We start from the raw sequence: 20,051 nt of genomic DNA on the forward strand, positions 1-20,051 counted from the left end.
ATCTGGAGACCACGCTATGAAGTCATTCAATAACCAGGTTGCCGCCATCACCGGTGCCGCGTCCGGCATGGGGCGATCGCTTGCATTGCAGTTGGCGCGCGAGGGCTGTCATCTCGCACTGGCCGACCGCAATGAAGCCGCACTCGCGCAGACGCTGCAACTGGTGCGCGCGCATGAAGGCGACCGCATCCGCGTGACGACGCACGCCGTCGACGTGGCCGACCGCGCCGCCGTGTACCGCTGGGCCGAAGAAGCCGCCGCCGCGCACGGCAAGGTCAACCTGATCTTCAACAATGCCGGCGTGGCGCTGTCCAGCACGATCGAAGGCATGGACGACGACGAGCTGGCCTGGATCATGAACATCAACTTCTGGGGCGTTGTACACGGCACCAAGGCGTTCCTGCCACTGCTCAAGGCGAGTGGCAACGGCCACATCATCAACACGTCGAGCATCTTCGGCATCTTCGCGCAGCCGGGCATGGGGGCCTACAACGCCAGCAAATACGCCGTGCGCGGCTACACCGAGGCGCTGCGCCAGGAGCTGGACCTGATGAACTGCGGTGTGTCGGCCACCTGCGTGCACCCCGGCGGCATCAAGACCAACATCGCCAAGTCGAGCCGCGTGTCGCCCAGCATGAACGGCTTCCTGGTACGCGACGAACAGCAGGGCAAGGAAGAGTTCGAGAAGTTCTTCATCACCACGGCCGAGAAGGCGGCAGAGATGATCCTTGATGGCGTGCGCAAGAACAAACGTCGCGTGCTGATCGGCCCCGACGCCCACGCCGCCGATGTGATGGCCCGCGTGTTGCCCGCCGCATACCAGGCACTGGTCGTACGCGAAGCCCGCCGCACGCGCAAGAAGGCGCTGCGAGAAGGCGGCACGGCGGACACCGCGCCGTCCACCGCGCGCGCGAAGTAAGGGGCTGTCGATGAACACGGCCACCACCGCTGAACTTGAACAATTCGCCAGCCCCCCGCGCGCGAATCTGCTCAACGTTGCACGCGCGATGCTGCGCCCGGGCCGCATCGGCCTGCGCAGCATCGGGCGCGACGTGCTGATCGCGCGCTACGCCAAGCCGCAATCGCGCTACCTGCCGCTGATGGGCACGCGCGTGCATTACACCGATGAAGGCGCCGCCAACGCGGAAGGCACGCTGCTGCTGATCCATGGCTTTGGTGCGTCGCTGCACACGTGGGATGGCGTACTGCCGCAGCTCACGCGCCGCTATCGCGTGATCCGGCTGGACCTGCCGCCATTCGGCATCACTGGCCCGCTGCGTGACGCACAAGGCCGCCCGCGCGCCATGGAGCTGCCGCTATACCGCGACTTCATCGACGCGTTTGTCGATTCGCTGGGCTTGTCCAAGCTCACGCTGATCGGCAACTCGCTCGGCGGCATGGTGTCGTGGGACTTTGCCGTGCGGCATCCGGGCCGCGTTGAAAAGCTCGTGCTGATCGACTCCGCCGGCTTTCCGATGAAGCTGCCGATCTACATCGACCTGTTCAACCACCTGAGCGTGCGGCTGACCTCGCCGTGGATGCTGCCCGAGGGCATCATCCGCGCCGCCACGCGCGATGTGTACGGCGACCCGTCACGCGTGTCGGAACCGACGCTGCGCCGCTACGCCGATTTTTTCTACGCCGACGGTGCCCGCCAGGCCATCGGCCAGATGGTGCCGAAGTTCCGCTTTGACGATGTCGATACCAGCGGGCTGGCCGCCGTATTGGCCAAACGCGGCGTGCCCACGCTCATCCTGTGGGGCCAGCGCGACCGGTGGATCCCGCCCGCGCACGCCGGTGAATTTGCCCGCCGCATTCCCGGCGCCACGCTGCGCATGTATCCGGCGCTCGGCCATATCCCAATGGAGGAAGACCCCGTGCGCGTGGGGACCGACCTCTCAGCATTTCTAGACCAAGGGCGCATCTCAAGCCGCCTTGCAGAAACCACATTCCAGGAGAACCGCCCATGATGCCAGTCCGCCGCGACGTGCATCCTCACCTGCCGGCTGATCGCATCAGCAACTGGCACGAGCGAGGCACGCACGTCACCCACTTCCTGAACGCGCTGTCGATCTTCTTCCCGACCGGCGAGCGCTTCTTCATGGACAGCGTGCGCAACTACCGCCACTTGGTGACCGACCCGGAACTCAAGCAAGCCGTGGCCGGCTTCATCGGCCAGGAGGCCATGCACACGCGCGAGCACGTGCTGTACAACGACCTACTCGACCGTGCCGGCCTGCCCGCCAATCGCATCGACCGCTTTGTCGGCAAGTTCCTCAACGTGCTGCGCAAGTACACGCCCAAGAAGCACCAGTTGGCCGTGACGGTGGCACTGGAGCACTACACCGCCATGCTGGCCGGTCAGGTGCTCTCGCATGAAGACGGCCTGGGCCGCAACTCCGAGCCCGGCTATCGTCAGGTCTGGCTGTGGCACGCCATGGAAGAAACCGAGCACAAGGCCGTCAGCTACGACGTGTGGAACATCGCCATCAAGCCGGGCCTGGGTCGCTATCTCCTGCGCACATCGATCATGCTGCTGACCACAGTCTCGTTCTGGGCGATGGTGTTCTACGTGCACCTGCGCCTGATCTTTGCGGATCGCACCTGCAAGAACAAGTTCTTCGGCCTGGGCAAGGCATTCCACTTCCTGTGGATTCACCCGGCGCCGCTGCGCAAGATCATTCCGGAGTTCTTTGATTTCTTCCGGCCGTCCTTCCATCCGTGGGATGAGGACAACCGTGCGGCGCTCGAACGCCTGCCCAAGCTGATCTCAGAGATTGAAGCGTACGCCGCCGCCAATGGCGAAGCGCCGTCGCCGTCGATCCGCCGCAAGCTGTCGACGGCGGGCGCGGCCGGGTCCTGAGCAGGCATTCAAAACGCCTGCTGTCGGTTGCCGACAGCGGCCGTATCAGGATCAAACTAGAAATAGATCAGGCGCGCTCCACGCATGGGCGCGCCGGAGACACTAGCCTTTGTCCGGCGAGTTCGAAGGATTCGGCGGTTCGTGCAGATGCTCGATGACTTGCGCCACACGGTCGCCCAGGTACTTGTTGGCGGCGATCTCGAGCGCACGCATCAGCTCGGCCTCGACTGCCACTAGCGCCAGCGGGCGGATGCGCCAAATCACGTCGACCAGGCGTGGCACGTCCTCGACCGGCGGCAGTTGGCCTTCGCCGTACTTGTCGAGCTCGCGCACGACCATGGAGACGAGATCGTCGGCCACGGCCTGCGTATGCGGACGGGCCCGCTCGAGAATGTCGAGCACTTCAACCAACGGGAAACCGGCTTTCGCCATCTGCGCGCCGGCCAGCAGGGCTTTGGGGCTGCGTGCCAGATAGCCGAGACCATCCGGCGTCAGCAAGCCGAGCGAGATGGCACGTGCCAGCGCCTGGCGTGACATGGAGCGGCCAAAGAGCTTGGCCAGCGCCAACAGCGAAAAGTGCTTGGGCGACTCATCCGACCAGGGGCTGCTGATGGCGGATTCGAGCCCGAGAATGGAGCGCAAGTCATGGCCTTCGACGATGGCCTTGAGCAGCTCCTGGATGTTGGCGAGCGTGTAGCCGCGCGCCAGCAGGTGGTTGATGAGCTTGAGCCGCCCGAGATGCGCCTGCGTGTAGATGCCCACGCGCCCGCGCCGCTCAGGCGGGTCGATCAGTCCGCGGTCCTGGTACGAACGGACATTGCGGACAGTGGTCTCGGCTGCGCGCGCGAGTTCGTCAATGGTGAATTCGCGCACGGGCGGAGCAGCGGGCGGACCGGCATCGCCGGTTAATTTGCGGGCAGGCATGCAAAAAATTCTACACGAGCGTGGCGACATGACCGCGCCGACTGCCGGACCTTCCGGCTGATTCTCGCGACGAGGAGACCGTCGATGTGGGACTTGAACTTGAGCAACCGTAGGTTGGCGCTCCGGGCTGCGGGCGTTCTGTGCGTGGCGCTGCTGCAAAGCTGTGCCAGCGCCGGTGACGGCCACGGCGGCATCGAAGCGGCCAAGGCCAAGCAACTGGAAGACGCCCGCCAGCAGGCACGCGCGCCGTTCCAGTCGGGCAACCTCGCCACGCGCGAAGTCCGCCCCGCCACGCTGCGCGATTCCGGCCAGCCCGATGCCATCTCGTACCTGCGCCATGTCGACTTTCGCTTTGACGGCGACGTCGGCTTCCTGGTCGATCAGCTCGCGCTGCGCATGGTGCCGCGCCTGCCGGGTGATCCAGTCTGGCTCGACGATGTGTCGTCGTACACGCTGCAGCCCGTGAGCGGCACAGTGCGCGTGAGCGCCGACAGCATGGCTGCGCTGTTCAACACCGTGGTCTTTGCGCGCGGGCCAGGCAATGACCCACCCTTGCGGCGCTTCAGCTTCACGCTGGATGACGGCACGCTCGACATGCGCGCCGAGATGCGCCGCCGCGGTGCCTGGGTGCCGATCGAGCTGCGTGGCCCGCTGGTGCTGCGCGATCCGCAGACCATCGTGTTCCGCCCCAACGTGGTCAAGGTACAGGGCCAGGATGCCGGCGCGCTGATGGGTGCGGCACATATCGAGCTGGCCGATCTGCTGCCGGTGTCCACGCCGGCCGTGCAGCTCACCGGCAGCGAGATCGTCATGCAGGTGCCCAAGCTGTTTCCGCCGCCCGCGCTGGATCTGAAGGTCTCAGCCATCCGCGTCACACGCGACGGGCTCGTCATGCAGATCGGCGACGGCAATCCGCAGATGCCGCCCCTGGCCAATGCCGCCGATGCACAGCGCCCCTACATCCTGTTTCGGGGCGGTGACATCCGCTTCCTGCGTTCGATGCCGATGAATGCGCGCATCGACATCGTGGTCGCCGATCCGGCCAAGCCCTTCGTGTTCAACCTGTACCGCTACCGGGATCAGCTCGTTGCGGGGTCGCTGCGCTTCTCGACCGATGGCAGCATTCGCGTGCTGATGCCGTCGTTCGACATGCTCGCTGCTGCCAAGTTGGCCAAACCCGCGACCAAACTCGCAGCCAAACCGGTGGGCACGCTCGCCAAACCCGCGCTGCAACTCGCCAAGAGGACTGCGCCATGATCGCCCCCGCCATCGCCCTCGCTGCCCTCATGCTGCGGCTGATGCTGCTTGTGCTGGCCGGATTCAGTGCTGCCGGTTTGCTGGCCAGCACGTTCGCGCGTGCGGCTGAGCCGCCCATGGCCAGCGCCCAGCGCAAGGAGCTGGTCACGGTGCGCCAGCAGTGGACCCAACGATGCCAGCCAGCCTCGGGCGCCGCCATCACCACCGGTACGGTTGCCGCACGCGACTCCCGCACCGCTCCGCCCGTCGTGCAGATGCGCGATGTTGATTTCCGCATCACCGGCGACATCGGCTTCCACGTGCACCAGCTCACCGCGCAGCTCGTGCCGCACACGCCCGGCCAGCCCGTCGACATGGACGACCCGAGCCAGTTCGACATCCGCATCCTCGGCGGCGAGGTGACGGTGCCCAAGGCGTCGCTCGACGCGCTATTCAACACCTACCTGCTGGACTACGCGCCGCGCTCGCTCAACGCACTGTCGCTGACGCCGGGCGACGGCGTGCTCGACGTGTCGGGCGGGCTCAAGCTGCGCAACCACTTTCCGGGCGTGTGGTTGCCGTTTGGCATGCGCGGCACGCTGGCGCTCAAGGAATCGCGCTACCTCGTCTACACGCCAAGCGAAGCGCGCGTAATGGGCGTGCAGACGCTGGCGATGCTCAAGGGGATGGGGCTGGAGTTGTCGCAACTCGCGCCGCTCGACCGTGGCGGCGCGAAGCTGGATGGCAACGCGATGGTGCTGGACCAGACCACGGTGTTCCCGCCGCCGCGCCTGCTCGGCCAGATGCAGACCGCGCGCGTGACGTCCGATGGGCTCGTGCTTGGCTTCGGCCCGGCGCCGTCGATGTGCGCGCCCGCCCCGACCGACGCCGGCAGCCGCATCTGGATCCAGTCTGGTGACCTGAAGATGTACAACGTGCTGGTGACCAACAGCCGCGTGCTCGTCACCGACACCTCCACGCACGGGCCGCTGCGCTTTGACCTGTACCACTACCGCGAGGCTGCCGCACGCGGCACCACACGCATGGATGCGGACGGCACGCTGCGCGTCGATCTGGCGCCGGCAGCGGCCGTGCAGTAAACAGCCCTATTGCAACAGGCAGACCGCGCGCAGAACGGCCTCACCTTCTGTGCGCGGCTGGACGGGTTCCCAGCGAGGGTCGTCAATGTTCTTAGAGAGGATGGTGGCGTGCTGGCTGTCCTGGATCAGCGCGCTGACCGGCAGGATGCGTTCGTTCTTGCAGTCGTAGACCGACGTACGCGAATCGTATTGGTATGCGACGCCATCGGCGAGTTTGCGCGGCGTGTCATAGGCGTCGCGCGAGGTGGCACGCACGGTGCCATCCTTGTTGCGCTCGATGGAATCCTTGTCCAGGTAGAGCGTGCCGGCATTGTCAGCCAGCGGGGAAAGCTTGACCCAGTTGTCGGCCGCCATGACAGCCGAGCTGCAGAGCACCAGGGCGAATGCCGCCCAGTAGCAATCGGTCAATGACCTTCGATCCCTTCGCATGGCAACCTCCGTTTGCATCAACCTGGGCGCGTGGGGAACGATGCCGTTTGCCATGTGGCTGCATCGGGCCCCGCACATCAAGCATAGGTGAGCAATCGGCATGCCCAGGGGGCGCCTGCTTTGGCAGGCAACAAAAAAGCCCGCGCTGGGCGGGCTTTTCGAGAAACGAGAGTGACGACTTACTTGGCTGCAGCGGCCATGTAATCCACGGCGGCCTTCACGTCATCGTCGGAGCCGGCGTAGGTACCCTTGGGCGGCATCGCGCCCTTGCCGTGCAGCGCGATGTCGTACATCTTGGCCTTGCCTTCAGCAATGCGCGGTGCCCAGGCAGCCTTGTCGCCAAACTTGGGCGCGCCGGCCACGCCAGCCGCGTGGCACATCTGGCAGGTCGAGTCGTAGACCTTCTTGCCGACGTCACCCGTCGAAGCTTGCGGTGCAGCGGCTGCGGCCGGAGCGGCCGGCGCAGCAGCAGGTGCGGGAGCTGCGGCTGCAGCCGGGGCAGCAGCAGGCGCCGCGGCTTCCGATGCCGACGCAGCCGCCGGTGCTGCAGCAGCACCCGCCGGCGCGGCCGGTTCCTGCAGCTTGCCGCCGCCGGAGTTGGCCATGTAGACGATGGCACGTTCGATTTCGTAGTCGCTCACGTCGTCAGGCGACGTGCCGCCGCGCGCAGGCATCCCGCCCTTGCCGGCCAGCGCAACCTTGGTCAGGCCATCCAGGCCCTGTGACAAACGCGGCCCCCAGCTGGCCGCATCGCCAAATTTGGGGGCACCTGCCACACCGGCGGCGTGGCAGGTCGCGCAGACTTCCTTGTAGAGTTGCTCGCCCGTCTTGAAGACGCGCGGTGCGTTCGGGTCTTTCAGTTCGAGTTGCGCGACGGGCTTGATGCGGTCGTTGACGGCCTCTTCGGACATGCCGGAGCCGCCAGCGCCTTCCTTGGCGCCCATGCCAACATAGTTGGCCAGCAGGATGATGATGAGGATGGGAACGGCAAAGGCGGCGATCACCGCGATGATCAGCTGCTTGGGGGTCTTGATCAGGGGCTCGTGTTCGTCGTGCTGCGCGTCGCTCATGCTCATCAACTCTCAGGATGGTGGAACCGCTCTTGAAGCCTCAGAGCGCCACCGGCAGGAGTCGCGAGCATCGCCGGCAGTGCGTGGGGCCCCGTGGGGTCGCAATGAGGGCAGGAAGACCTTGGGACGTGCCCCATTGGCCCGAACAGACCTGTCCCCGCTTGTTTTTCTGGCAAATGACGGGCGATTATATCCGCAATGCCAAGCCGTTTGACACGCGGGAGAGCCCTAGGCAGCGCTTTTCGACCTGCGTCAAAAACCACTGGAAACGGCGTTGCATCAAGCGCTATGACCTGGGCGCGATGGACGCCTGAACGCAAATACGTTATCCTGCGGGGCTTCTCTTTCGGCGCGTTCTGTGCCGATGTGCGCCCGTAGCTCAATGGATAGAGTACTGCCCTCCGAAGGCAGGGGTTGCTGGTTCGATCCCAGCCGGGCGCGCCAAACACTCACTGAATTGCGCAAAATGTTGGGGCGTTTCCGCGCCCGAACCGCATTTTTGCCGCAATCTATGGCGCCGCCGCCAAACGCGGCGCCCATCCATATCAAGCCCCTTGCCCCGCCCTCCTTCGCGATCCCCATTCCGTCGATCGCAAATCAGGCGCGCGGGGAAATTCACCGGTCAGGAGTCGAGCAGTGAGTCGTTACTGGAGCGATGTGGTTCAGCAACTGGTGCCGTATGTGCCGGGCGAACAGCCAGCGCTGGCGCACCCGGTCAAGCTGAACACCAACGAGAACCCCTACCCGCCGTCGCCGCGTGTCGCTGAGGCGATTGCCCGCGAATTGGGCAGCGTCGGCGACAGCCTGCGGCGCTATCCCGATCCGCTCTCGCGCCGGCTGCGCGAGACGGTCGCCGCCCATCACGGTTTGCAACCCGAGCAGGTGTTCGCAGGCAACGGTTCAGACGAAGTGCTGGCGCACGTGTTCCACGCGCTGCTCAAGCACGACAAACCGCTGCGCTTTCCCGACATCTCGTACAGCTTTTACCCGACCTACGCGCGGCTGTACGGCGTGCAGTGCCAGGTGATTCCGCTGGCCGACGACTTTTCGATCAACGCGAACGACTATCTTGGCGACGCGGGCGGCGTGCTGTTCCCGAACCCGAACGCGCCAACCGGCCACGCCTTGCCGCTGGCGGAGATCGAGCGGATCGTCGCGGCGAACCCATCATCGGTGGTGGTGATCGACGAGGCGTACGTGGATTTCGGTGCGCAGTCGGCGGTCACGCTAGTCGATCGCTATCCGAATCTGCTGGTCGTCCATACGACGTCCAAATCCCGCTCGCTCGCGGGCATGCGGGTCGGATTCGCGTTCGGGCATGCGGCGCTCATCGAAGCGCTCAACCGCGTGAAGGACAGCTTCAACTCGTACCCGCTGGACCGCCTTGCACAGGTCGCAGCCCAAGCGGCCTACGAAGACGACGCCTATTTCCGCAGCAGTTGCGCGCGCGTGATCACCAGCCGCGATCGGCTGACGCAGAGCCTGCAAGCCCTGGGGTTCGAGGTCGTGCCTTCGGCTGCGAACTTCGTCTTCGCACGGCACCCCACACACGATGCCGCCACGCTTGCGGCCAATCTGAAGGCGCGGGAGATCTTCGTGCGGCATTTCAAGCTGCCGCGCATCGACCAACATCTGCGCATCACCGTCGGCACCGACGATGAATGCGACGCATTCTTAAAGGCACTGTGCAACCTGCTGGGATAGGCACATGCGCCCCTGCGTCAAATTGCCACCGTGTCTGACCAGCCGTTCGGAGGAGCGTACCAGCGATGCCGCCCTCAACCCCCGACCACACGGTGCATCGACGGCCTTGCACCGTGTGAATCGAAGGCCACCGAAGTGAGCGATTGCTGCACGCAGGTATGGGGAACATTGACCAGACGCAGGTGCCTCCGGCCGATTGCTGTGCCAGAATGCACGAGCGGGAAAACGGCGCGCCGACGCCGTCCGCTGTCCCCTAGGGCGAGCCTCTGCTTCACGCGGGCGCGGCAAGGGACGCCACACAACACACTCCCACAAAAGGAATCAGCATGTCCAATCGTCGTCAATTCCTGAAGAGCATCCCCATCGTGGCCGCCGCTGGCGCCGTCATGTCGATGTCGGACCTGGCTCTGGCAGCACCGATGGTGGCGGAGACCGACCCGCAAGCCGCCGCCCTCGGCTACAAGGCTGACACCACCAAGGTCGACAAGGCCAAGTTCCCGAAGCACGCAGCCGATCAACACTGCGGCAACTGCGCCCTGTACCAAGGCGGCACGGCAGCACAAGGCGGCTGCCCGCTGTTCGCCGGCAAGGACGTTGCCAACAAGGGCTGGTGCAGCGCCTGGGCGAAGAAGGCCTAAGCCACACAGGCTGGCCATTCGCCAATGCAAACGGACCCTGCGGGGTCCGTTTTTGTTTTTCGGGCGCCGCTCTACAATGCGTGCCATGCCGTTCACATTCACGCCCACCGTCCTCGTCATCGACGACGAGCCGCACATCCGCCGCTTCGTCCGCGCCGCGCTGGAGGAAGAAGGCTGCGAAGTCCATGAAGCCGACCGCGTTGAGCGCGGCTTGATCGAAGCCGGCACGCGCCAGCCGGATGCGGTGATCCTCGACCTCGGCCTGCCCGATGGCGACGGCATGCAGTTGATCCGCGAGCTGCGCACCTGGACGGAGGTGCCGGTGCTGGTGCTCTCCGCCCGTGTGGATGAGCGCGACAAGATCGACGCCCTCGATGCCGGTGCAGACGACTACCTCACCAAACCCTTTGGCGTGGGCGAGCTGATCGCCCGCCTGCGCGTGCTGCTGCGGCGACACGCCAAGCGCGGCGAAGACGGCGGCAGCGTCATCCGTTTTGGTGAGGTGGAAGTGGACTTGGCGCGCCGCCTGGTCACCCGCAACGGCGAGGCCGTGCACCTTACGCCCATCGAATATCGCCTGCTGGCCGTGCTGCTCGGCCGGCGCGGCACGGTGATGACCCACCGCGAGTTGCTGCGCGAAGTCTGGGGCCCGGCGCATTCCGACAGCAGCCACTATCTGCGCATCTACATGGGCCACCTGCGCCACAAGCTTGAGCGCGACCCTGCCCGGCCCGAGTACCTGCTGACCGAAGTCGGCGTCGGTTACCGATTTACGGCCTGAGCCTTATTGTTCCTTGATACCAGCGGCGCGAACGATGCGGCCGTTGCTGTCGTATTCCGCGCGGATGGCGGCAGCGAACTGCTCGGGCGTGCCGCCGGCAGGCACCACCGCCGCCTGCGTAAGTCGGTCGCGCAGGTCGGGCGCCGCCAGCGCCTTGTTGATCTCCATATTCAACCGCGCGATGACCGGCGCGGGCGTCTTGGCCGGCGCAAACACACCAAAGGTCGATGCCATGTTGGCCTTGGCGTAGCCCAGTTCGGCAAAAGTCGGCACGTTCGGCAGCGCATCGAGCCGGTGCGGCGCGCCCACCGCCAGCGGCCGCAGCTTGCCGCTGGCGATATGCTGCATCAACGTCGGGCCGACGTTGGTCGACATCACCTCCACCTGCCCGCCCAGGGCGTCGGTCAGCTGCTGGCCACCGCCCTTGTACGGAATCAACGTGATATCGACACGCGCCTGCGTCTTGATCTGCTCCAGCGCCAGATGCCCCACCGTGCCCAGGCCCGACGTCGACCAGCGAATCGAACCCGGCTTGGCGCGCGACTGGCTGAGCATGTCGGCAAAGCTCTTGCCCGTGAACGACGACGTGCCCAGCAGGATCATCGGCGCGTACATGATGTTGGCCACCGGCGCGATGTCCTTCTGCGGGTCATACGGCAGCTTGCTGAAATGCGGGTTGAGCGTGAGCGGGCTCACCGATGAAAAGCCGAGCGTATAGCCGTCGGGCGCAGCCTTGGCCACCGCATCCATGCCGATGCTGCCGCCAGCGCCGGCGCGGTTCTCCACCACAACCGGCTGACCAAGCTGGGCCGAGAGCTTCTCGCCCAGCGCACGCGCCACGTTGTCGGAAATACCACCGGTCGGGTACGCCACGATGATGCGGATCGGCTTGGCCGGATAATCCTGCGCCTGCACAGGCAATGCCGTCGCCAACGACAGGCCGGCGCACAGCAACGTGGCAGAGGCAATCAGGCGACGACGGACAGAACGTTCAGCAGTCATGGCTGGCGCGAAAGGGAGGCATCAGAAGGTGCCATTGTAGGCGGACGCCCAGGCAGTCTTGCTGGCTCACGCCTGGACGACAAGACAAAAGAAAAGGCGCCCGAAGGCGCCTTTTCCGTTCCCAATCGAGTGACTGCGTCGATTAGAAGATGTGGCGGATACCCACGCCAGCGCTGGTCTGGTTCGACTTGCCGATGCCGGTTGCGTTGCCGCCACCCGACAGTTCCGGCAGAGCTGCGTCCTTGACCTTGTTGTAGTCGACCGTGCCATACACTTGCGTGCGCTTGGACAGAGCGTACTCGGCCAGCAGCACAGCGGTGTAGCGCTTGCCGTCGTTGCCGGCGGTCAGTGCAGCGTTGCTGATCTTGTCGTAGTAGAACGCGCCGGTCAGAGCCAGTGCCGGGGTGACTTGGTACGTCACGCCGCCCAGGGCAACCTTGTCACGACGCTTCGTGGCGCCCGGGGTCAGGCCAGCACCCGTCGTGGCATTGCCGTAGATGTTCAGGCCGAAAGCGCTGTTGCCCACGCAGTTCGACGAGCTGTTCACGCAACCAGTGGCGTCGCTGCTGTCGATGTAGCCCAGGTACAGCTTTGCCGGTCCGATGGCGTAGTTACCGCCGATGCTCCACACCGACTGCTTGTTGCCAGCCACATCCTTGTGTTGCTGGTACAGGCCGCCGATCAGGGCCGGGCCGAATTCATACGACACGGCTGCGCCCAGGTATTGGTTCTGGCTGGCGCTGCCCGGCACTTCGCCGAAGCCGTAGCCCAAGCCAACGTACAGGCCGTTGATCTTGTTCTCGTACTTCAGCATGTTCGATTCACGCAGGCCGGTCAGACCGTAGAACACCCACGAGTTGCCGTCGTAGTTACCCACGCCCAGCGGATCGAAGTTGCCGCCCATCGTGAAGCCGAAGTTGTATTGACGGCCCAGCGTGATGGTGCCCAGGTCCTTGTTGGACAGGCCCACGAACGATTGACGATTGAACAGCGTACCGGCGCTGCTCATCTTGCCCGAGTCGGAAGCGAAGCCGCTTTCCAGCACGAACAGTGCCTTGTTACCACCGCCCAGATCTTCCGAGCCCTTCAGGCCCCAGCGGCTGTTCGACACAGCACCGCTTTCCATCTGGGTCACGCTGTTGCCAGCTTGGTTAGCGTTGTTGATGTAGTGAATGCTGGTATCGACAATACCGTACAGCGTCACGCTCGATTGGGCGTAGGCCGAACCTGCGAACAGGGCGCCGACTGCAACCAGAATGGCAGACTTTTTCATGTGGGCTCGTAATAAAAGAGTTGTCTCAAACCGCCCGCCCCCGTGTGCATGAGGTTGGGCTCCTCCGTTTCCTTTGCTTCCGTGTCGGAAGTGCCGCGCAAATTTAACAAAAGCCCTTATGCCCGGCAAAGCAATTCACAGAATCGCCCTGCCAAGTGTGGTACGCACGCATCGCTCTTAATGCAGCGCACCAAAACGGCCTCCGGCAAGGCTTGCCGGCTCGTCGCGCCCTGCTGTGGTGCACCAAGACTGCGCTGCGGGTTTCAAATATTCCTTGATTAGGCAAAAAGGTGGAGGCCTCGCCCCCACTATTTCGCCATTGGCGTGTTTTTCAGCGCCATTCACGCTGACTTGCATCATTTCGGCGCTCACAACAAACCGTTCGTCGCACCACTGTGGATACGGCCACCCCTCTGACCTACGCTTCAGGCCGTGGCAGGACAGTCAAAAGACCACGCCTTAAAACAGCATCGAAAATCAGTTGAAGAAGGAGTTCGCCATGCGACTCAAGCAGATTGGAATGGCCGCGCTGTTGGCGGCAGGTGCCCTGGCGGCGGGCAGCGCTTGGGCGCAGGCCAGCCGCGTGGAGGTGTTCGGGCAGGCCGCGCGCGCCGAACGTTTTGATGTCTATAGCGATGGCGCCCGCACCGGACGCTTCGACACCTACACAGAGGGTGCGCGCAGCGGCCGCTTTGATCCGTACTCCGAAGGCTCACGCAGCGACCCGGCGGGCCGTTCGCGCGATGGTGGCGGCTCGGTTTATGGTTATCCGGTACCGAGCTGATACGGAAAGCGCGCTTCGTTCACGCGCTTTCTCTGGTTAAGGGCCGGTCTCCAGGCATCCTCCGTTTCCGCCTTTGGCCCAATCCGGCCCCGTTGGTGTTGCACCAGCGGGGCTTTTTCGTCATAGCTGGGTGCCCCAACAAAAACGGGACGGTGCCGATTGGCAACCGTCCCGTCTTTATATGGATGGCGATGATCGTTACTTGGTCACGCCCACGCGATCGCGCGACACATCCATCACCATGCGCGTGAGCAGGTACAGGCGCGGCACGATGGAGTTCAGGTCGACGTACTCGGCATCATTCGAGTGCGCGCCAAAGCTGGCCAGGCCAAAGCGCTCGATCACCGGGGCTTTGGTCTTGGAGGCGGCAAACGCTGCATCCGTACCGCCGCCTTCGGCCTTGTCGTCAATCTCCAGCGTCTTGCCGAGTTCGCCGTAGATCTTCTGGGCGTGCTCGGCCAGCGCGCGCGAGGCTGGCGTGGCTTCCAGGGGCGGGCGGCGGCGCTCGAACTTGGCGCTTACCTGCGTATCAGGGATCAGCTTGTTCTTGATGCGTTCGTTGACGGTCTCTTCCAGCTTGTCGGCATCGGCCGCGCGCAGCAAGCGCACGTCTGCCTGGGCACTGGCGACGGCCGGGATCACGTTGCGGTTGGTACCGGCCTGCGACACCGTCCAGTTGACCTTGAGGCCGGTCTGCGGATTGGACAGATCGCGCATCTGCAGCACCTGGTGCGACAGTTCATACAGCGCGTTGCGGCCCTGCTCCGGCGCACCGCCCGCGTGCGATGCCTTGCCCTTCACATCGAGCAGGATGGCGCCGATGCCGCTGGTGGCCAGCGACAGCTTGTCGGAGGTCACACGCGTGCCCTCGCACGAGAACACGGCGTCTTGCTCCGCACCCAGCTTGGCCTGCATGGCGCGCGCGCCCGGCGAGCTGATTTCTTCGTCGCCGTTGATGAGCACGGTCAGCGTGCCGTATTTCTTGAAGCCGACCGACTGCAGGATCGACACGGTGTGCAGGATGACGGCCACGCCGTTCTTGTCGTCGGCGATACCCAGGCCGTAGGCGCGATCACCGTCAATGCGGAACGGCTGCTGCGCGAGCATGCCCTTCAGGTACACCGTATCCATGTGCGCGATCAGCATGATGTTGCGCGTGCCTTCGCCCTTGAAGCGGGCGAGCACCATCTTGCCGACCTTCTCGGGCGTGTCGGCCATGCGGTACGCGTGGTCGCTCGGGTCGATCAGCTTGACGTCGCCGCCTAGCAAGCGCAGGCGGTCGGCAATTACGCCGGCAATCTTGTCCAGGCCTTCGATGTCCTTGCTGCCCGATTCAATCGACACCAGCGTCTTCATGGTGTCGATCAGCGCGGGCTTTTCCTGCTGGGCGCGCTTGTAGATTTCAGCGGGCGGCACGGCAGCCGCCTGGCCAGCGGCCAACGCACCAACGGTGGCGAGCGCCGCCAGCATGACTGACCGCACGCCCCTCTTCAACAACGTGGCATTCATGGATGTTCCCTCACCTGTCTCTTAGTTATGGTCTGCAACAAAGGCGCGATTTTCTCACGTCCGCCTGATGGTTGCCTGGAGCCTCATCCCCTCTTCGGATAGGGCTTCTGACGCAACGCAATGGAATATCGGCAGTGCTGCGCAAAACGAAAGCGCACCGCTGACACTGTCGCTACAATTGCCGCCATGCAATACATCCATGTCGTCAACGGCGATGTTGCCGGCGCCACGCTCAAGCAGGCGCTCGCACAGGCTGGCCGCCCCGATTCCGTCGTAGTTCTGCGCGACGACCTCGCCGTCGGGCCGCTGGCCGACGTCGATAGTGTCGCCATGGCGCGCTCGGGCTTCTGGCAGCGTGTGGCCCCCACCAGCAGCATCGACTTCGCCGCCGAAATGCGCGATGCGCTCGCGTCTCTGGCAGATGTGCGTGAAGCCACGACCGAAGTGGCGATCTGGCACGGCCAGAGTGCGTCGGACCAGCTCATGCTGCGCCGGGTGGCGTTCCACCTGCACCAATCGCCGCAGCGGATCAACGAAATCGGCATGGATGTGCGCGAGCTGGAAACGCCCAACGGCCAGGGTCCGCTCACGGCCATCGGCATGTATTCGGGTGCGCGACTGGCACGGCGATTTTCGACCATCGCGCCTGTGTCGGTGCTGCGCATCGGTCGCCTGGCGTATGAATGGCAGCAAACCGTGCGTGAGAACGCCGACGTACGCCTGTGGAAGGGCAACACGCTGGTGCCCGTGTCGTACGCCACCGTCGATGAAGTGATCCTGGAGCACGTGCCGACCGACTGGGCCAGCGCGCGTGACGTGGTCGGTAGCATCATGGGCGCCATCGACGGGTTGCTCGCGAGCGACTGGTTTGTCTTCTGGCGCTGCCGCGAGCTGGTCGGCAACGGCCAACTGCTGCTGCGCGGCGAGGCCGATTCGCTCTCCACCTGCGAGTTGCGCCGCAATGTGAGCGTGGCGGTTTAAGTTCACGGCAATCGAGCCGTTGATCAGTCCATCCGGAAGGAGCGCCACAGAGCGCTCCTTTTTTGTTCACCCAGTCTCCTCAGTGTGTCTCTACAGACGGCCCCGCTTTGGCCGTCAATCCGGAAGCAGACCAACCATCCCACTTCCGGGGGCACACGTGGACATCTCTTCCCTCAGCAGCAGCGCTTCGCTGTATGCGACGAGCAGCGTCTCGTCGACCAGCGCAACCACCGCAACAACGTCAACCAGCGCGATCAGTGACACGTCCGGCACGAGCAGCACGACGCCGGTGCATCACCATCGCCGTCATGGCGGCGGCGGAGGTGGCGGCGACTTCATGCAAGCGATCGAACAGGCACTCGCCCAGGTCGGCGTCTCGAATCCCTCGGCCATCTCGCCCACATCGTCGACGAGTTCGACCAGCGCCACTAGCGCCACCAGCGGCGTCAGCAGCACCGGCAGCACGACGGTCGCTAGCGCCACCGACGGTTCGGCCCCGCCGCCTCCGCCGCCCGATGGCGACGACGCGTCAGTGGGCAAGGACATCCACAAGCTTAAGCACGACCTGTTCGCAGCACTGAAGAGCGCGAGCGGCAGCGACAGCACTTCCAGCACAAGCGGCACGAACGGTACGAGCGGCACTTCCGGCGGCTACGGCAGCGACCTGTCGTCGGGTCTGCAGAATCTGATCTCGCAGCTCAACAGCGGGGATACGTCATCAAACAGCGCGCTGTCGACATTGCAGTCGGATTTCCAACAGTTGGTGAGCGACGTGCAAGGCGGTTCGAGCAGCAGCTCCGGCGGCACGGGCTCCGGCAGTTCGTCGTCCAGCAGCTCGGCATCGTTGCAAGACTTCCTGCAACAACTGGCGCAGAACCTGGGTGGTCAGTCGACGGCGTCGGTGGCGGTGGGCAGCAGCATCAACGTGTATAGCTGATGCGATCGGTGCGAGGTCAGTCCTCGCGCCGAATGCCGGCGCGGGCCGGGCAGTCGATGGGCGTAGCAGGTTCACTTCCGTCGATTTCGTTGGCGAGATCGGCGTCAGGTTGGGTGTCCGCCACGTCGTTGTGTTCGTTGCCCTCGCCCCACGGCATGCCCGATTCCCGCAGGCGCTTGCGCTGCGTACGGTCACGCTGGAACATCTCGGCCAGTTCATCACGGCCCTGCTGGGCAAGCGACACCAGCTTCTTCTGGTCGCGATAGACCGGGTAGACCTGGTCCATCGAATTGAGCGTGTGACGGCGGAACGTCTGGGCAATGCGGTGCGCCTCGTACGGCTCCTTGCCCAGGCCCTCCAGCACGCGACGGCCCAACGTCAACGAGCCCTCGAACATCTCGCGCTCGATCACCTCCACACCGCGGTCGCGCAACTGGTAGACGTGCGACACGTTGCGCGCCCGCACGTACAGCGTCAGGTGCGGGAAACGCTCGCGCACGCGGTCGACCACCTCCAGGCTGGTCTCCATGTCGTCGATGGCGACAACCATGATGCGGGCCTTGTCGGCGCCGGCGGTTTCCAGCAGGTCCATGCGCGTGGCGTCGCCGTAGAAGACCTTGAAGCCGAAGCGGCGCAGCATGTCGATCTGGTCGGGATCGTGGTCGAGCACGGTGGCGCTGTAGCCCTGGCTGTAGAGCATGCGGCCGACGATCTGCCCGAAGCGGCCGAAGCCGGCGATGATGACCTGGTTGTCCTGCGGCTCGATGGCCTCCGGCAGGCGCTTCTTTCCGCTGGTCAGGCGCGGCACCAGGATCTTGTCGTGAAAGAGCAGCAGCAGCGGCGTGGCGGCCATCGACAGGGCCACCACCAGGTTCAGCGTGGCGGTGGTCTCGGCGCCCAGCACCTCGCCCGCCACGCTGGGCCCGAACACGACAAAGGCAAATTCACCGCCCTGCGAGAGCAAAAACGCAAACAGCCACGCCTGCCCGCGCGCGATGCCAAAGCGCGTGGCCAGCAAGCGCAGTGCGCCAATCTTCACCACCAGGAAGACCACCACCAACACCACTACTGCCAGCGGCTGGCGCATCAGCACGCCAAAGTCGATCGACATGCCGACGGCCAGGAAGAACAACCCGAGCAGCAGGCCCTTGAACGGCTCGATGTCGGTTTCCAGCGCGTGGCGGTATTCGGAGTCGGCCAGCAGCACGCCGGCAATGAAGGCGCCCAGCGCCATCGACAAACCCACGCTGTGCATCAGCAGCGCAATACCGACCACCAGCAGCAGCGAGAACGAGGTGAACATCTCGCGCATGTTGGTGCGGGCAATGGCACGCAGCACGGGCCGCAGCAAGGTGCGCCCGCCAAAGATAACCGCCGCCACCACGCCCACCGCCTTGGCCGCCGCCATCCAGCTGTGGCTGCCGGAGGCATCGCCCGCATCGGCCGCCAGCAGTGGCAGCAGCGCGATCATCGGGATGGCGGCAATGTCCTGGAACAGCAGGATGCCAAAGCTGGCCGTGCCCGCTGGCGTACGCATCAGGTTGCGCTCGGAGAGCGTGGCCAGCGCAATGGCCGTGGACGACAACGCCAGCCCCAGCCCCGCCACCACCGCCGCACGCCACGGGTGGCCGACCGCCGTCACCGCCACCCCGACCATCAGCGCACACACCACCAGTTGCAGCCCGCCGTACCCGAAGATGCTGCGCCGGAGCGACCACAGCCGTGCCGGCTCCAGCTCCAGCCCGATCACGAACATCATCAACACGACGCCGAACTCGGAGAAATCCAGGATCGACTGCACGTTGGTGATCAGCCGCAGCCCCCACGGCCCCACGATCACCCCGGCCAGCAGATAGCCGAGCACCGAGCCCAGGCCCAACCGGCGCGCCAGCGGCACCGCGGCCACGGCCGCAGCCAGGTAAATGACAAAGTTGACGAGCAGGTCGTGCGATTGCATGGGCTGGCAGAAAACGGAGTATCGGGAACGTCAGACCGGGAAGTCGCTATCGTCTGTGCTGTCCGGCAGCCAGGGCTGCAGCGCAGCACGCACCTCGGCGACATGGGCGTCGATGGTTTCCGGCGATGCATCGTCGGCGTCGTGCAGCACGTGCGGCGGCTGCCACTGCATGCCGCACAGTGCGGCGGTCCGCTGCAGCGGCAGCAGGAACATGTCAAACGTGTAGCCGTGGGTGCCCGCCGGGCTATAGGAATGGGCGCGACCGCCGGTGGTGGCCAGCACCATCAGATGCTTGCCGCGCAAGGCGGTGCCGCCCGGCCCGTAGGCCCAGCCCATCTCCAGCACCACGTCCAGCCACTCCTTGAGCAGCGACGGCGTGGCGTACCACTGCACCGGAAACTGGAAAACGATCAGTTCGGCCGCTTCCACCGCTTCCTGCTCGATGCGCACATCGATGTCGAAATCGGGGTAGTGCCAGTAGAGGTCGTGCATGGCCACACCCGGCAGGCTGGCCAGCGCGCGCGCAAGCGGCTTGTTTGCGCGCGAACGGCGCGGCGCAGGATGCGCGTAGATCACAAGAATGCGCGACGGAGTCATGGAAAATCAGGAGGCGGGGACGTCTTGAACGTGCATCTTCGCACGGCTATTGTGGAGCGGCGTTACCGGGCACCCCAAAGGGTGCCCTTGCGCGTTACGGAAGCGACGGCGCACATTTGCGCAAATCAGGCGGTTCCGGCGGCGCTTTTTGTGCAATACAGCAAAACCCGTTGTGGATGCACCACACACCTGGAAGCCGCGCTCGTCTGCGATAAATCAATGATTTGGCGGGAAATTCTGGCGAAAGCCTGACACGAGTCTTACGG

The 20,051-nt window shown here is 64.8% G+C and carries 19 protein-coding genes and 1 tRNA gene; 12 read left to right on the top strand and 8 right to left on the bottom strand.

The window, feature by feature from the left end:
• Nucleotides 1-16 precede the first annotated feature (16 nt).
• From PI87_RS19995 to PI87_RS20005, 3 genes are read left to right on the top strand one after another with little or no spacing between them, the layout of a single operon-like run.
• Entirely contained in the window at nt 17-919 is a 903-nt protein-coding gene (locus PI87_RS19995; RefSeq protein ID WP_039599483.1) for an SDR family NAD(P)-dependent oxidoreductase, read from the top strand.
• Between the two features lie 10 nt (nt 920-929).
• Nucleotides 930-1,970 (top strand): alpha/beta fold hydrolase, encoded by a 1,041-nt coding sequence (locus PI87_RS20000; protein ID WP_039599484.1) that lies wholly within the window; start codon nt 930-932, stop codon nt 1,968-1,970.
• Entirely contained in the window at nt 1,967-2,863 is an 897-nt protein-coding gene (locus PI87_RS20005; protein WP_039599485.1) for a metal-dependent hydrolase, read from the top strand. Before PI87_RS20000 ends, PI87_RS20005 begins: the two co-directional genes overlap by 4 nt.
• Before the next feature lie 102 nt (nt 2,864-2,965).
• On the opposite strand, the gene PI87_RS20010 is transcribed toward PI87_RS20005, so the two are convergent.
• A complete protein-coding gene (locus tag PI87_RS20010) occupies nt 2,966-3,787 on the bottom strand; it encodes a MerR family transcriptional regulator (protein WP_039599486.1) in 822 nt (273 codons plus the stop codon).
• An 84-nt stretch (nt 3,788-3,871) separates the two neighbouring features.
• On the opposite strand from PI87_RS20010, the gene PI87_RS20015 reads away from it, so the two are divergent.
• Entirely contained in the window at nt 3,872-5,044 is a 1,173-nt protein-coding gene (locus tag PI87_RS20015; protein ID WP_039599487.1) for a hypothetical protein, read from the top strand.
• On the top strand, nt 5,041-6,123 hold the full coding sequence (locus PI87_RS20020) for a hypothetical protein (RefSeq protein WP_039599488.1): 1,083 nt from the start codon (nt 5,041-5,043) through the stop codon (nt 6,121-6,123). The genes PI87_RS20015 and PI87_RS20020 overlap by 4 nt, the downstream gene beginning before the upstream one ends.
• Before the next feature lie 6 nt (nt 6,124-6,129).
• On the opposite strand, the gene PI87_RS20025 is transcribed toward PI87_RS20020, so the two are convergent.
• Nucleotides 6,130-6,552, bottom strand: coding sequence for a surface-adhesin E family protein (locus PI87_RS20025; RefSeq protein WP_039599607.1), 423 nt, complete (start codon nt 6,550-6,552; stop codon nt 6,130-6,132).
• Between the two features lie 179 nt (nt 6,553-6,731).
• Complete coding sequence (locus PI87_RS20030; protein ID WP_039599608.1) at nt 6,732-7,622, bottom strand: c-type cytochrome; 891 nt, start codon at nt 7,620-7,622, stop codon at nt 6,732-6,734.
• Between the two features lie 368 nt (nt 7,623-7,990).
• Between PI87_RS20030 and PI87_RS20035 the strand changes: the two genes are divergently transcribed.
• The 4 genes from PI87_RS20035 to kdpE all read left to right on the top strand — a co-directional run bounded on the left by PI87_RS20035 (nt 7,991) and on the right by kdpE (nt 10,745).
• A tRNA-Arg gene (locus PI87_RS20035) sits at nt 7,991-8,066 on the top strand.
• 192 nt (nt 8,067-8,258) lie between these two features.
• A complete protein-coding gene (hisC, locus tag PI87_RS20040; RefSeq protein ID WP_039599489.1) occupies nt 8,259-9,326 on the top strand; it encodes a histidinol-phosphate transaminase in 1,068 nt (355 codons plus the stop codon).
• Nucleotides 9,327-9,652: 326 nt separating this feature from the next.
• Nucleotides 9,653-9,964 (top strand): high-potential iron-sulfur protein, encoded by a 312-nt coding sequence (locus PI87_RS20045; RefSeq protein ID WP_021197298.1) that lies wholly within the window; start codon nt 9,653-9,655, stop codon nt 9,962-9,964.
• A gap of 76 nt (nt 9,965-10,040) precedes the next feature.
• Nucleotides 10,041-10,745 (top strand): two-component system response regulator KdpE, encoded by a 705-nt coding sequence (kdpE, locus tag PI87_RS20050; RefSeq protein ID WP_039599490.1) that lies wholly within the window; start codon nt 10,041-10,043, stop codon nt 10,743-10,745.
• A gap of 3 nt (nt 10,746-10,748) precedes the next feature.
• On the opposite strand, the gene PI87_RS20055 is transcribed toward kdpE, so the two are convergent.
• Both PI87_RS20055 and PI87_RS20060 read right to left on the bottom strand, forming a co-directional pair.
• The gene (locus PI87_RS20055; protein WP_039599491.1) at nt 10,749-11,747 is read right to left on the bottom strand and encodes a Bug family tripartite tricarboxylate transporter substrate binding protein; all 999 of its coding nucleotides are present in this window, start codon (nt 11,745-11,747) and stop codon (nt 10,749-10,751) included.
• 142 nt (nt 11,748-11,889) lie between these two features.
• Nucleotides 11,890-13,020 (bottom strand): porin, encoded by a 1,131-nt coding sequence (locus PI87_RS20060; protein ID WP_039599492.1) that lies wholly within the window; start codon nt 13,018-13,020, stop codon nt 11,890-11,892.
• 499 nt (nt 13,021-13,519) lie between these two features.
• Here PI87_RS20060 and PI87_RS20065 point away from each other — a divergent pair, with 499 nt between their 5' ends.
• The gene (locus PI87_RS20065) at nt 13,520-13,804 is read left to right on the top strand and encodes a hypothetical protein (RefSeq protein ID WP_039599493.1); all 285 of its coding nucleotides are present in this window, start codon (nt 13,520-13,522) and stop codon (nt 13,802-13,804) included.
• Nucleotides 13,805-14,002: 198 nt separating this feature from the next.
• Here PI87_RS20065 and PI87_RS20070 read toward each other — a convergent pair whose 3' ends face one another.
• Nucleotides 14,003-15,313 carry a M20/M25/M40 family metallo-hydrolase gene (locus tag PI87_RS20070; protein ID WP_039599494.1) on the bottom strand — a complete coding sequence of 437 codons (1,311 nt, stop codon included), beginning with the start codon at nt 15,311-15,313 and terminating at the stop codon, nt 14,003-14,005.
• A 186-nt stretch (nt 15,314-15,499) separates the two neighbouring features.
• Between PI87_RS20070 and PI87_RS20075 the strand changes: the two genes are divergently transcribed.
• Nucleotides 15,500-16,294: a DUF1835 domain-containing protein gene (locus PI87_RS20075; protein WP_039599495.1), complete on the top strand. Its 795-nt coding sequence runs from the start codon at nt 15,500-15,502 to the stop codon at nt 16,292-16,294.
• A 157-nt stretch (nt 16,295-16,451) separates the two neighbouring features.
• Nucleotides 16,452-17,231 (top strand): cellulose 1,4-beta-cellobiosidase, encoded by a 780-nt coding sequence (locus PI87_RS29145; RefSeq protein ID WP_232314042.1) that lies wholly within the window; start codon nt 16,452-16,454, stop codon nt 17,229-17,231.
• 16 nt (nt 17,232-17,247) lie between these two features.
• Here the strand turns inward: PI87_RS29145 and kefC are convergent, their stop codons facing one another.
• Together kefC and kefF are read right to left on the bottom strand one after the other, a co-directional pair.
• Nucleotides 17,248-19,188: a glutathione-regulated potassium-efflux system protein KefC gene (gene kefC, locus PI87_RS20085; RefSeq protein ID WP_039599497.1), complete on the bottom strand. Its 1,941-nt coding sequence runs from the start codon at nt 19,186-19,188 to the stop codon at nt 17,248-17,250.
• Between the two features lie 30 nt (nt 19,189-19,218).
• Nucleotides 19,219-19,785 carry a glutathione-regulated potassium-efflux system oxidoreductase KefF gene (kefF, locus tag PI87_RS20090; protein ID WP_039599498.1) on the bottom strand — a complete coding sequence of 189 codons (567 nt, stop codon included), beginning with the start codon at nt 19,783-19,785 and terminating at the stop codon, nt 19,219-19,221.
• Between the last annotated feature and the right edge of the window lie 266 nt (nt 19,786-20,051).

The sequence above is a fragment of the Ralstonia sp. A12 genome (assembly GCF_000801955.1).
GTDB lineage: Bacteria > Pseudomonadota > Gammaproteobacteria > Burkholderiales > Burkholderiaceae > Ralstonia.

Bases quoted from the DNA above. Each gene is read 5' to 3' on its own strand.
- PI87_RS19995 (WP_039599483.1), top strand. From the start codon at position 17: ATGAAGTCATTCAATAACCAGGTTGCCGCCATCACCGGTGCCGCGTCC.
- PI87_RS20000 (WP_039599484.1), top strand. From the start codon at position 930: ATGAACACGGCCACCACCGCTGAACTTGAACAATTCGCCAGCCCCCCG.
- PI87_RS20005 (WP_039599485.1), top strand. From the start codon at position 1,967: ATGATGCCAGTCCGCCGCGACGTGCATCCTCACCTGCCGGCTGATCGC.
- PI87_RS20010 (WP_039599486.1), bottom strand. From the start codon at position 3,787: ATGCCTGCCCGCAAATTAACCGGCGATGCCGGTCCGCCCGCTGCTCCG.
- PI87_RS20015 (WP_039599487.1), top strand. From the start codon at position 3,872: ATGTGGGACTTGAACTTGAGCAACCGTAGGTTGGCGCTCCGGGCTGCG.
- PI87_RS20020 (WP_039599488.1), top strand. From the start codon at position 5,041: ATGATCGCCCCCGCCATCGCCCTCGCTGCCCTCATGCTGCGGCTGATG.
- PI87_RS20025 (WP_039599607.1), bottom strand. From the start codon at position 6,552: ATGCGAAGGGATCGAAGGTCATTGACCGATTGCTACTGGGCGGCATTC.
- PI87_RS20030 (WP_039599608.1), bottom strand. From the start codon at position 7,622: ATGAGCGACGCGCAGCACGACGAACACGAGCCCCTGATCAAGACCCCC.
- PI87_RS20045 (WP_021197298.1), top strand. From the start codon at position 9,653: ATGTCCAATCGTCGTCAATTCCTGAAGAGCATCCCCATCGTGGCCGCC.
- kdpE (WP_039599490.1), top strand. From the start codon at position 10,041: ATGCGTGCCATGCCGTTCACATTCACGCCCACCGTCCTCGTCATCGAC.
- PI87_RS20055 (WP_039599491.1), bottom strand. From the start codon at position 11,747: ATGACTGCTGAACGTTCTGTCCGTCGTCGCCTGATTGCCTCTGCCACG.
- PI87_RS20060 (WP_039599492.1), bottom strand. From the start codon at position 13,020: ATGAAAAAGTCTGCCATTCTGGTTGCAGTCGGCGCCCTGTTCGCAGGT.
- PI87_RS20065 (WP_039599493.1), top strand. From the start codon at position 13,520: ATGCGACTCAAGCAGATTGGAATGGCCGCGCTGTTGGCGGCAGGTGCC.
- PI87_RS20070 (WP_039599494.1), bottom strand. From the start codon at position 15,313: ATGAATGCCACGTTGTTGAAGAGGGGCGTGCGGTCAGTCATGCTGGCG.
- PI87_RS20075 (WP_039599495.1), top strand. From the start codon at position 15,500: ATGCAATACATCCATGTCGTCAACGGCGATGTTGCCGGCGCCACGCTC.
- kefC (WP_039599497.1), bottom strand. From the start codon at position 19,188: ATGCAATCGCACGACCTGCTCGTCAACTTTGTCATTTACCTGGCTGCG.
- kefF (WP_039599498.1), bottom strand. From the start codon at position 19,785: ATGACTCCGTCGCGCATTCTTGTGATCTACGCGCATCCTGCGCCGCGC.